Source organism: Flavobacterium sp. KACC 22763 (genome assembly GCF_028736155.1).
Classification (GTDB): domain Bacteria; phylum Bacteroidota; class Bacteroidia; order Flavobacteriales; family Flavobacteriaceae; genus Flavobacterium.
Genome location: NZ_CP117879.1, coordinates 5,046,433 through 5,060,234, shown reverse-complemented (window position 1 = coordinate 5,060,234; position 13,802 = coordinate 5,046,433). Strand labels below are relative to the sequence as shown.

4 protein-coding genes are annotated in these 13,802 nt (G+C 36.5%); all 4 read right to left on the bottom strand.

The genetic code is table 11. The annotated features are described in order from the left end of the window. Window positions 1–120: 120 nt before the first annotated feature. Complete coding sequence (locus PQ463_RS21245) at window positions 121–546, bottom strand: CBS domain-containing protein (protein ID WP_274255373.1); 426 nt, start codon at window positions 544–546, stop codon at window positions 121–123. Window positions 547–1,175: 629 nt separating this feature from the next. Beyond that, the gene (locus PQ463_RS21240; RefSeq protein WP_274255372.1) at window positions 1,176–3,188 is read right to left on the bottom strand and encodes an OmpA family protein; all 2,013 of its coding nucleotides are present in this window, start codon (window positions 3,186–3,188) and stop codon (window positions 1,176–1,178) included. A gap of 8 nt (window positions 3,189–3,196) precedes the next feature. After that, window positions 3,197–4,108, bottom strand: coding sequence for a PorP/SprF family type IX secretion system membrane protein (locus PQ463_RS21235; protein WP_274255371.1), 912 nt, complete (start codon window positions 4,106–4,108; stop codon window positions 3,197–3,199). Between the two features lie 47 nt (window positions 4,109–4,155). Then, window positions 4,156–13,680: a T9SS type B sorting domain-containing protein gene (locus PQ463_RS21230; protein WP_274255370.1), complete on the bottom strand. Its 9,525-nt coding sequence runs from the start codon at window positions 13,678–13,680 to the stop codon at window positions 4,156–4,158. Window positions 13,681–13,802 lie beyond the last annotated feature (122 nt).

The window sequence follows — 13,802 nt, the reverse complement described above, 5'->3', positions numbered from 1 at the left end:
AAGTCTTGTTTTAAAATGGCGTCTTTTTAGCGTTTTCTTTTCCTAAAATTTATTCGAATAAATAGAAAAAGTCCAATAGAAATTGGACTCGTTTGAATTTTTATCGTTTTTAGGTGTGCTTTATTGAGAAATATAAGAATTCAAATGGTTGATTGTGTCTTTCTGAATTTCTATAATTGCCTTCACTACATCGCTAATTGAAATGACTCCAACCACATTTCCCTCTTCTAAAACAGGCAAGTGTCTTATTCTTTTTTCGCTCATAAGTTCCATACAATCTTCAAGATTATCTGAAAGTTTTACTGTATAAACATGACTTTCCATAATCTCATGAACAAAAGTTTCTTTAGAAGATTTATCTTTCAGTACAATTTTTCGGGCGTAATCTCTTTCAGATAATATTCCTTTTAGAATATTATCATCCATAACTAAAATTGCCCCAATGTTTTTTTCTCCCATCACTTTTAACGCATCATAAACCGTTAAATTGGAGAAAATAGAATAAACATTTCTTCCTTTTGCTTTAAGTATTTGATCTACAGTCATAATGAAAAATTTTTAGGATTATAAAGTTAAAACAAAAACAAACACAATTTGCAACGAAATCGATTTTTTAAAATCATAACCAATTCATTTTAAACATAATACATCAAAATTTAGATTTTCAAAATTATAGTGTAAAAAATGAATTTGTTTGGAATCGTTTTTTGAGGAAATTTAGATTTTTTAACGTTCTGATGCACAGACAATAAAATATAAATTACATACTTATTAATTGATTTTTAACAACCAATCAAATGTCCCTACGGGACATAATGAACACGGATAATCATTTGCATTCTACCGATATGTAACTCCTAACGGAGTTGCTTTTTAATTAAAATATAATTGATAAAAAACTCCATTAGTTCTACCAATATGTAACTCCTAACGGAGTTGCTTTTTAATTAAATACAATTGATAAAAACTGTATTAGTTTCTACCGCGATATGTAAACTCTAACGGAGCTTTTTAAAATTAAATCTCAATTGCATAAAAGCTCCGATAGGAGCTAAATATCGGTAGAAAAAATTATTCATTCCACCCAGATATTATCCCGTAGGGATTATTTATAACCAAAAAACCCCTTTTCTAAATTTAGAAAAGGGGTTTTGTAATTTATAAAGAAATGATTTTTACATCGCAATAATAATAAACTCGCTTCGTCTATTTTGCATGTGCTGTTTTTCTGTACATTTTACTCCATCGGCACATTTGTTTACCAATTGCGTTTCTCCATAACCTTTTGCAGTTAGTCTGTCTTCGCTAATTCCTTTTTGAATTAGCCAGTTTTTGGTTGACTGTGCTCTTTTTTCTGAAAGAATCTGATTGCTTTCTGAAGAAGAACGGCTGTCAGTATGCGAACGAATATCGAGTTTCATGGCTGGATATTCATTTAAAAGATTAACCACTTTCATTAATTGTGGTTCTGAAGTTTTCTTGATTGTTGCTTTACCCAAATCAAAGAAATTCATAGGCAGATTTAACAGTTTTGCTATATCTACCCCTACTCTTATAGATCCCACTTTTACTGGACTGATTGTCGTTTTTTTGATCGCTACAGTTTTTGCGACAAGAGGTTTAAAAACTTTATTTAATGCAATCATTTGAGTCGTTTCTCCTTTTTCTCTTAGGATTGTTACCGCAACTTCTTTGGCATTGTAATCGTTTTTAGCTGTTCTAATAGTATATTTTTTGCCACATCTTAAATCAGGAAAAATGTAGTTTCCTTTTTCGTCTGTAGTGATTGTTCCAACTGGATCGAATTTTTCATTAAACAAAGTTAGAGAAGTATTTGCCAATATCTCATTTGTTTCTGCATCAGTAACTGTTCCTGATAAGTTTTGCTCGCAGATTAATCTTCTTGTTTCTGTAAATCTGTAAATGTCATCCAAACCAAGTCCGTTTTCTCTGTTTGAAGAAAAATAACCGCTTCTACTTTTACTGTCAATACTAAAAGCAAAATCGTCTTGTTTGCTATTTACAGGTTCGCCAACATTTAAAACGTCATCGTAAGTTTCGTTTGCTTTTATTCTTGAAGCAAAAATATCCAGACCGCCTAAACCTGGACGTCCGTCTGATGCAAAATACAATTCGTTGTCTCCAGAAATAAAAGGAAAAGTTTCTCTTGCTTCAGTATTAATTGCTGGCCCTAGATTTTCTGGCGTTCCGAAAGTTCCATCTTGATTGATTGCTACTTTATAGATATCAGACTGACCCAACGTTCCTGGCATATCTGATGCAAAATACAATGTTTTTTCGTCCACACTCAATGCGGGATGTGCTGTACTGTATTGGTCGCTGTTAAAAGGAAGTTCCTTTACATTTTGCCATGCGTTATCGATAAGCTCTGCTTTGTATAACTTAAGAAGCGTTACGTTTTTGTCGTTACTTCTTCGTTTACCATCAGTAAAATTATTTCGGGTAAAATACATTGTTCGTCCATCTTTAGTAAAAATCGGACTTGACTCATTAAAATTGTCTTTTTTTCTTTTTACTAAAAGTTCAGGTTTTCCAACACTTCCATCTGGCATCAAATCGGCTGTATACAATCTAGAAAACGATCGGTTTGTCCATTGAAAATTGGCTTTCACAACTCCGCCTGTATCGCGTGCAGAAGTAAAAACAATTTTGTTATTGTAAACCACACTTCCGTAATCTGAATATCTAGAATTGACACCAGCATCTGCAATTTGAAATCTACCTGAGTTTTCTTTTATTTCTTCTAAATAATTTTTCTCACTTCTGATTAAGTCAGCTCTTTTTTCTGCCGTTGCCTTTTGGTTGAATTTCTGTAAAATCTCATCAGACTTGCGATAATCTCCTACTGATTTTAATGATTGGGCGTATCGATACAAATATTCGGCATCTTGGTTTTCGTTTATTACGAATAATTGTTCGTACCATTTTAATGCGCTTTTTAATTCTCCATTAAAATAATATGAATTTGCCAAACGCTGAATTATTCCTTGGTTGGTAGTCTGGTCACTTACCAAAGTCTCGTAAACTTTTATTGCATCCGCGTAAGCGTACTCTTCATATTTTTTATCTGCATATTTTATGTTCATATTTGTGAATGGATTTTGCGCATTCACATTTGAAATAAAACTAGACAGTAAAAAGATCAAAATTAATTTTATAGCTTTCATAGGTTGTATTAAAAGAATCTTGGGGATATCATTTTATTGTAATTATTAAAGAATTCGAATCTTAAGAAAATCTCGTGAGATCCAGAATTGTATTTTCTTAATTGCGTCGTTTCATGATCGTAACCATAACCTACGTACATTCCTTTTGTCACTTGAAATCCTGCCATTGCACTTACAGATGCACTCCAACGATAAGCAAGTCCTAAAACGAATTTATCATTGAACATGAAATTTCCTGAAACATCAACTTGCAATGGTGCTCCTTCGACCATTTTTGTCATTAATGCTGGTTTGAATTTTATGTATTCTAAACGGTCCAGATTAAATACATAACCTGCTATTAAATAATAATTGATTTTCTCTTTGAAAATAGCCACATCATCTGAATCATAACGATTTGTTTCTATAAAATTAGGAACCGATAATCCGATGTAAGCTCTATCTGAATGATAATAAATTCCTGCTCCGACATTTGGCGAAAATTTATTTTTCAGATTCTGAAATTGCGGATCGTCCTGATCTTCATAACTCAATTTATTAATATCGATATTGAAAAGATTGGCTGTTCCTTTTATACCAAAAGATAAATTCCATGATTCTGATGTCGGAATTGTATAAGACAAATCTGCAGATAAAGTATTTTCTACCGTTGGCCCTATTTTATCATTTACCAAAGAAACTCCAAGCCCTAAATCACTATTTTTTAAAGGTGTATTAACCGAAAATGTGCTCGTTTCTGGCGCTCCGTCAAGTCCAATCCATTGTGTACGATATAAACCAAAAACGCTTAAAGCTCCTCTTGAACCTGCATACGCTGGATTGACTTCGATTGTGTTGTACATGTATTGTGTGTATTGTGCATCTTGCTGCGCATGTGACACAATCGAAAAAAACATAAAAACTAAAATTAACTTTTTCATTTATTAAGTTTTAGAACGGCTTAGGGTTAACTAAGCCGTATTCCATTTTATTTATTAAGGTATAAGTAACCAGATTCTTGATGAGACTTCTGAGTGCTGTCTTTGTATTTTAAGACATAGAAATACGTTCCAACTGGAAGACCGTCTGTTTGTTTGATTGTAGAACGTCCGTTAGAATATCCAACAAACACTCGATCATTATTATTATACTGCTCTATGTTGAAAACCAAAACTCCCCAACGGTTATAGATTTCAACCGTATTATCAGGATAACATTCTATTCCTCTGATGTAGAATCTTGCATTCTTGTTGTCTCCGTTAGGAGAGAAAGCATTCATTACTTTAATAGAACATCCGTTTAAGTCTAAGACTGTTGGACTGTCTCCGCTATTGCTTGCATCATCTGACTGATCTTCGACAACAACTCCTCTTACACTACTTCCTTTCACAGTTGCCTGATTACTCACACTGCCTCGATTAATATCTTCTTGAGTGATTTTGTAAACCGCCGTGAAATTAGTTTCGTTAGATTCGTTTACACCCAAATTAATAGCTTGACCTGAAACTACTACTCCTGGCAGTGGATCGTTTATTGTGATTCCAACAAGAGGCACATTTCCTGTATTGGTTACTGTAAACTTGTATGTAATGGTCTCTCCTGCATTTGCAAAACCGCTCTTATTTTCGTCATTGAAAACTGCTGTTTTGATAACCGAAATAGCTGGCACTTCAACAAAAACATTTAATACCGCTGTTGAGCAATTTATTCCATTAGCTTTTTCGCAAACCTGATAAGTCAACGGATAATTTCCACCTGGTGTGTTTGGCTTAATATTTACCGTTCCGTCAGCATTCCACTCAAAATATGGACTTTCTGTTACAGGTTTAATTATAACATCTGCAGGATTTATTGGCTGTCCGTTTATCAAATCATTATCTAAAACATTTACAAATTCTAATGAACCATTAATACCGTCAGCACTAATATCATTATCGCTGTTCAGAGTAATTTTATTTTCTGTTGGTGGAGTTGGATCTACAACATTGTCAACTGTAATCTTAATTACTGCTTGACTACAATTTGATGCATTTGTAGCTTCACAAATCTGATAAGTCAATTCGTAAATTCCATCTGGCGTATTTGCAGCAATGTTGATTGAACCGTCTGCATTCAATGAAATATTTGGATGTACAACTGGAACTGATAAGACAACATCTGAAGCTTTTATTTTTGCTCCATTTAATAAATCATTTTCAAAAATATTAACGTTAGCATTTACCCCTTTCTTTGCATTTACTGGTCCTGCCTCGTCATTATTTGCTTTTATGCTAAATGTCGGACGTGCATTACAATCTGGCGTCGCTGGCGGATAAGCAACAGAAACTGTAACGGTTGGATTTAATGAAAACTCCATTTTCACTCCATTTCTAGTAGCTTCAAATCCGTCTGCTCCTTCTGACCATATTCCGTTATTTAAAATCCATCCTGGCCAATCTGTTCCGTTTCCGTTACTGTCAACCTCTGCCCCTGGCCATAAAATATTTCCACTTAATGGAAGATTGGTCTGAGTTGCTACAACATTGTTGTTGCTGTCAATCCATCTAACAGTTAATAAATTATGTGCTGTGAAATTTTCTGGCGTAACCGTATAATTAACATAAGGAACATTGTTTGAGCAATAACTGCTTGCCGTTACATTCATTTTTGGTTCAGCAACAGTTACTTTTACAATATTTGAATCACAGTTATTTGGATTTAATTTCTCGCAAATTGTGTACGTTAATTCATATTCTCCTGCAGGTGCATTAGGTACTAATACAACATTTCCGTCTGCATCTATAGTCAAATACCCTTTTGGATCTGCTTGAGTTACTTTCAGGTCAACATCTGATGGCACTAATGGGTTTCCGTTTTTAGTATCATTCTCAAAAACATTGATCACTTTTTGCGGAATATTTACCCCAACTGCTGATGGCACAAGATCTTCGTTTGCTACAAGATTTCCTCCTGTAACTTTCACCACTGTAATTACCGAATCACAATTTGTTGGATTTGTATTTTCACAGATTTTATATTCTACATTATAATCTCCTGCAGGTGTATTTGGCGCAACTGTAATGGCGTAATCTGAATTTAAAGTTAATCCTGACGGAAGCGTTCCAATAATTTCAAACTTAACTTCTCCAGCTCCTGTTCCAACCACAATTGCATTTCCGTTTAATTTATCATTTGCAATTAATGAAATTGTTGTTCCTCCAATATTTCCGTTTATTGAAGAAATTACATCTGCAACTGCATCGATTACTGGTGTTGCGACTGTTACTTTTACCGTATTTGCACTGCAGTTATCAAGATTCAATTTCTCGCAGATTTCATAAGTCAATTCATAATCTCCCGCTGGCGGGTTTGCTCCTAAAACAATGTTTCCATCTGTGTCTACAGTTAAATATCCTTTTGGATCTGCCACTGTAGTTTTCAGCGTAACATCAGACGGATTTAATGGCTGACCATTTTTAGTGTCATTATCAAAAACATTTTTGCCTAATGTCTGAGGAACATTTGATCCTAAAACTGAAGGGATTTCATCTGCATTTGCCACAAGGTTTCCTGCTGTTACTGGTACGGTAATAGTTACTGAATCGCAGTTTGTTGGATTTGTGTTTTCACAGATTTTATATTCTATATTGTAGTTTCCTTTTGGCGTATTTGGTGCAACTGTTATTGTATAATCTGAATTCAGCGTCAATCCTGTTGGAAGCGTTCCGCTAATTTCAAACTTAACTTCTCCTGCTGCTGTTCCAACTGTGATTGGGCTTCCGTTTAATTTGTCATTTGCAATTAATGAAATTGTTTTTCCTCCGATGTTTCCATTTATTGCACTTACCGTATCTGCAACCGCATCGATTATTGGCGTACCAACTGTAACTTTCACAGTGTTTGAACTGCAATTGTCCAGATTCAATTTCTCGCAGATTTCATAAGTCAATTCATAATTTCCTGCTGGCGGATTTGCTCCTAAAACAATGTTTCCATCTGTGTCTACAGTCAAATATCCTTTTGGATCTGCCACTGTAGTTTTCAGCGTAACATCTGACGGATTTAATGGCTGACCATTTTTAGTGTCATTATCAAAAACATTTTTGCCTAATGTCTGAGGAACATTCGATCCTAAAACTGATGGAATTTCATCTGCATTTGCCACAAGGTTTCCGGCTGTTACCGGTACGGTAATAGTTACAGAATCGCAGTTAGCAGGAACTGCTCCTATTTCGCAAATTCTATACTCTATATTATAATTCCCTTTTGGAGTGTTTGGTGCAACAGTAATAGTCCCACTTGCATTTAATGTCAATCCTGATGGCAAAGTGCCAACAATATTTATTGCAACTTCTCCTGAACTAGTCCCAACTACTACTTTATTACCATTTAGTGTATCGTTTTCTACTAGAGATATCGTTGTTCCACCAATGTTTCCATTAATCGGAGTGATAGTATCTAGTACTGCATCTATTGTATTTACAATTTTAATTTCTGCTGTAGCTGTTTTACAGTTTGATGGATTGGCATCTTTCTCACAGATCTCGTAAGTAATACTGTAAGTTCCGCTTGGCGTGTTTGCCGCTAGAGTAACGTCTCCGTTTGCATCAACGCTCAATGGCCCTGATGAATCAGCCGTAACGACTGTATTGCCAGACGTAACAAATGCCCCGTCTAAAGTATCATTTGATTTTACATTTCCAACAATTGCTGCGGTTGATCCTGAAGATTTTGTTCCGAAATCATCTTTAACTGCAATTAAATCATTTACAACCTTAACTTCTGCTGTTGTTGTTTTGCAGTTTGCAGGATTTGCGCCTTTCTCGCAGATTTCATAAGTAATGCTGTAAGTTCCGCTTGGCGTGTTTGCCGCTAGAGTAACGTCTCCGTTTGCATCAACGCTTAATGGCCCTGATGAATCTGCTGTAACGACTGTATTGCCAGACGTAACAAATACTCCGTCTAAAGTGTCGTTTGTTTTTACATTTCCTATAGTTGCCGATGTTGATCCTGAAGATTTTGTTCCGAAATCATCTTTTACGGCAACTAAACCATTTTCTATTTTAATTGTTACAGTAGCTGAATCACAGTTTCCACTGTTAGCAATTTCACAAATTGAATAATCAAAAGTATAAGTGCCTGTTGGCGTGTTTGGTTTAACTGAAACGGCACCATTTGCAGTGTTGAAAGTTAACACAGAAGGTACAGTACCATTCACTACGACATCAACCTGTGCTATATTTACTTTATTACAATTTAAAACATCATTATCAAAAACATTAGTAATAACTACTCCTCCAGCTACTCCATTTGATGAAGAAATACTATCATCATTTGATATTATTTCGCCTATTACTTTAACGATTTGCGTGCAAGTCTCTGTATTTCCTGCTGCATCTTTTGCTCTCCAAGTTACAGTTGTATTTCCTATTGGAAAACTTGACGGTGCATCATTCGTTACTGTTACCGTTCCCGTACAATTGTCTGATACCGTTGGAGTACCTAAAGCAACTCCGGTCGCACTGCAGGAATTCGCATCTGCCGAAACTGAAACTACCGATGGGCAAGTGATTGATGGCTTTTGAGTATCTTTAATGATTACGTTCTGAATTGCAGTTTCTATGTTTCCATTACCGTCATTAAAACTCCAGTTAATCGTATAAGTACCCTGAGCGTTATAAGTAAGCGGATCTGTCGTTGTTCCCGTAACTGTACCTGCACAATTATCAGTTGTTGTTGGTGCTGTTGCTGTTGCAGAACATTCTCCTGTAACATCCGCTAATGTTGGCTGTACAGGTTTCTGCGTATCTTTAATGATTACTTTCTGAGCGACAGTTTCTACATTTCCATTCCCATCATTAAAAGTCCAGTTAATGGTATAAGTTCCCTGAGCATTGTATGTCAATGGATCTGCTGTTGTTCCTGTAACTGTACCTGCACAATTATCAGTTGTTGTTGGTGCTGTTGCTGTTGCAGAACATTCTCCTGTAACATCCGCTAATGTTGGCTGTACAGGTTTCTGCGTATCTTTAATGATTACTTTCTGAACGGCTGTTTCTGTATTTCCATTCCCATCATTAAAACTCCAGTTAATCGTATAAATACCCTGAGCGTTATATGTCAGCGGATCTGTCGTTGTTCCTGTTACTGTTCCTGCACAGCTGTCTGTTGTTGTCGGAGCTGTTGCTGTTGCAGAACATTCTCCTGTAATATCTGCCAAAACAGGTTTTGCAGGTTTCTGAGTATCTTTAATAATTACTTTTTGAGTCGCAGTTTCTACATTTCCATTCCCATCATTAAAAGTCCAGTTAATGGTATAAGTTCCCTGAGCATTGTATGTCAATGGATCTGACGTTGTTCCCGTAACTGTCCCTTTGCAATTATCAGTCGTCGTAGGGGCTGTTGCCGTTGCAGAGCATTCTCCCGTAATATCTGCCAAAACAGGTTTTGCAGGTTTCTGAGTATCTTTAATAATTACTTTTTGAGTCGCAGTTTCTAAATTTCCATTCCCATCATTAAAAGTCCAATTAATGGTATAAGTTCCCTGAGCATTGTATGTCAATGGATCTGTCGTTGTTCCCGTAACTGTCCCTTTGCAATTATCAGTCGTTGTCGGAGCAGTCACTGTTGCAGAACATTCTCCCGTAATATCAGCCAAAACAGGTTTTGCAGGTTTCTGGGTGTCTTTAACGATTACTTTTTGAGTTGCGGTTTCTACATTTCCATTCCCATCATTAAAAGTCCAATTAATGGTATAAGTTCCCTGAGCATTGTATGTAAGCGGATCTGTCGTTGTTCCTGTTACTGTACCTGCACAATTATCAGTCGTTGTAGGAGCTGTTGCCGTTGCAGAACATTCTCCCGTAATATCTGCCAAAACAGGTTTTGCAGGTTTTTGGGTGTCTTTAATGATCACTTTCTGAGTCGCTGTTTCTACATTTCCGTTTCCATCGTTAAAACTCCAGTTAATAGTGTAAGTTCCCTGAGCATTATATGTCAGTGGGTCTGTCGTTGTTCCGGTAACCGTTCCTTTACAGTTATCAGTTGTTGTAGGAGCAGTCACTGTTGCAGAACATTCTCCTGTAATATCTGCCAAAACAGGCTTTACAGGTTTTTGGATGTCTTTAATGATTACTTTCTGAGCCGCAGTTTCTACATTTCCATTCCCATCATTAAAAGTCCAGTTAATGGTATAAGTTCCCTGAGCATTGTATGTCAATGGATCTGACGTTGTTCCCGTAACTGTCCCTTTGCAATTATCAGTCGTTGTAGGAGCTGTTGCCGTTGCAGAACATTCTCCCGTAATATCTGCCAAAACAGGTTTTGCAGGTTTTTGGGTGTCTTTAATGATCACTTTCTGAGTCGCGGTTTCTACGTTTCCGTTTCCATCGTTAAAACTCCAGTTAATAGTGTAAGTTCCCTGAGCATTATATGTCAGTGGGTCTGTCGTTGTTCCAGTCACTGTTCCAGTACAGTTGTCTGTGGTTGTTGGAGCTGTTACAGTTACAGAGCATTGCCCTGTAATATCTGCTAATGTTGGTTTTACTGGTTTTTCTGTATCACTAACCTTAACTGTTGATACAGCCGATGTTTGCTCGCAACCTGTTACTGTGTTTCTAACTTTCACTTTATAATCTCCATCAGAATTTACAACCAGTGAAGAAGAAGTTTCCCCAGAAATTAAAACATTATTTTTATACCAAACATAAGTTGGTGAATTTGCATTTGTTGTTGTGGTTAAAGTAGTTGTTAAACAAGCCGTTAATGTCCCTCCAATCGAAATCGTTGGATTAGGATTAGTTGTTATATTAACTACATTACTTTTTGAAGTACAGTTCGATGCATTAGTAGCAATAACATAATATCCATTTGCAGAGGAAAGATTGCTCCATTCTAATGCAGATCCATTTCCTGATTTTACAGATTGAATCGCTGTATTACTTGAATCATATAATTGGTAATTGACCCCGCTAGCCGAAGTTGAAGAAGAAATTGTTCCGTTTCCTCCTGGCGAAACACAAATTGTACTTCCTGTTAAAGATAAAGCAACTGGTAATGAATTTACTGTTACTACTGTACCTGTAGATGCTGCACTTGTACAGGTTCCGTTATTAGTTGTAACTGTATATGAACCGCTCGCTGTCGCACTATAAGTTTTATTTGTTGCACTTGGAATCGCAACTCCATCTTTATACCACTGGTTTCCAGATCCCGCAGATGATGTTAGTACAACACTACCGCCTGAACAGAATGTTGTACCTGTCGCTGCTGCAGAAATTGTTGGCGTTGTCGGCAAAGAATTGACTGTTACCGTAGCACTAACTGTTAATGTTCGACTACAAATTCCATTACTTACATTAGTTAAATTTAAAGTGCTATTTGCAGTTACATTTGGTACTGTAACGGTTGCTTTTCCATCAGATCCTATTGTTGCCGTTCCAGAAGCCGCTCCAGTATAAGTAACAGTATTTCCCGATGTCCCTGATATTGTAAAAATAGCATTAGATCCTGAACAAACAGGAGTATTAGTAGCAAGGGTAGCTGCAACTGGTAAAGCATTTGGTGTTGTTGAAGCTGTAGCAGTATTATTGCCACTAGGATCATCCACATTAGATGATGTAATAGTCGCGGTATTAGAATAAGTCCCTGTATCTTTAACGGTAGCAGTTATTGTTAATGCTGTACTCGCGCCACTATCTAAACTAGAAATCGTCCATATCCCTGTAGAGCTGTCGTAAGAAGTTCCTGTTGAGGGTACCGAAGAAACATATGTATATCCTGATGGAAGTTTGTCTGTTACCGAAACACCTTCCGCATTGGAAGGGCCTAAATTTTTAGCCGTTAATGTGAAAACAACATTTGATCCCACGCATTGACTAGAAACATTAACTGTATTTTCTACAGCAACATCACTACAAAGCGTAACGTTAATAGGTGTCGATTGTGAACTAATTCCACAAGATAAAGTTGATGTTACGGTGTATGAGCCAGTCTTGGTAACTGTTATAGTATTTGAAGTTTCTCCTGGGATAACTGTTCCATTATAACGCCACTCATACGGTGAAAATCCAGGATCTGTGGTTAGTTTTGCCGATTGTTTTAGACAACCCGCTGTCCCGATATAAGTTTCTTTTGGCGCTGACGGCTGTTGTGCAAAATTTGAAAAAAATGCAGCCATAGAATATCCATCTCCTTGCTGCGCTATAGAGACGGTAAGTTTTGCAGAACTACTAAGAGAAATTGTATTTGGATTTCCTATTTGTGTTCTATTAAAATCTATTATGTACCAGCCTGTGCTACCTAATTGACGTCGACTGGTTCCTGTAGTTGTCTCTAAATTAGCCGAATTTATAAAAACAGCAGCTGTTTTGCTTTGTAATAATACATAACCAAAATAATCTAGTGAAGCGTTATTATATCCTTTAAAAGTCGAAGTTTCAACAAAGACCGACCCACCGCAAGCCGATACAGGTGCAATTGTTGAAACATCAACTTCGCAACCGTCGGCTGTACCAGAATAAACCGCAACATTATTGGTCGCCGAAATTCTTGATGATGTAAATTGTGTGCCAGAAACACCATTTTTAAAAGTATAATACTCCCCAGCATTTCGTGATACTGTTACAGGCGAACCTACTTCATTACCAGTAGTAGCATTATAAGTATTTATTGTTATTGTTGTTCCATCTTTGGTTGCTACAACAGTTGTTTGTTCTGCAGTATCATTACCTTTACCTCTTTCAAGAAAATATTCTTTTCCTAAAACCGATACTGGTGGCAATTGATCAAACGTCCCGTCCCCGCAAGCCTCTGGAGTATCTATTCGCACTCCTGTATTCATTACAATTGGTCCCGATGATTCAACCAAAGAACCAATCGCTGCATTAAACAAATAACTTTGTCCGGCTCCTAATGTTGTTACGACACTTCCATTTACTTTTACTTGTGTATTATTACCAATTGCCATTACGCTGTAAAAAGGTCGCTCTCTATCAGATGTTCCCATATTACGATAATACCCAACTCGAAATTCCACACCAATACCTGCATCTCCAAAGCTAGTCAATGAAGCATTCCCTTTTATATAGTTATCTCCACCATTTCCTAAAGCATCAGACGCAACATTTCTTAAATTTACAGAAACTGCTCCTCCTGTACTGGTAACTATTATCCCTCTATCATTATAGACTGTTCCTGCCACATTGTAACCTAAAGGAGCACTATTAGGATTTCCCACAAATCGGTAAACCGCTGGCGCTCCCTTTACAGTAGTTAGAGCACCTGTCGCTGTACCATCCGGTTTTGTGAAAGCCACGGTGCTACCATCACTTTTTGTTATAGTAAAAGTTACAGCAGTAGTTGAATTAGTCGCAATTATAATTTCATTTGCATTACTAAAATATTGCCAAGGAGCTGGTGCAATGTAATGCTTAGTATAAAATTGAGCTGAAGCACTGTGTACCGTTAGTAATAAAAAAACAATAAGAAAAATTAGCCTGGAAAATCCAGACTTACAAAAAGTAGAGTTACGCATAGACAACTTGAGTTTGTGGAACAGAAATTTCGGATACTAAAAAACAGATGATTGTTTTTAAGATACAGGTGAGATACGTGAAAAAAAATAAATTGGATTTTAAAAAACTTGAAAAAGTTTCT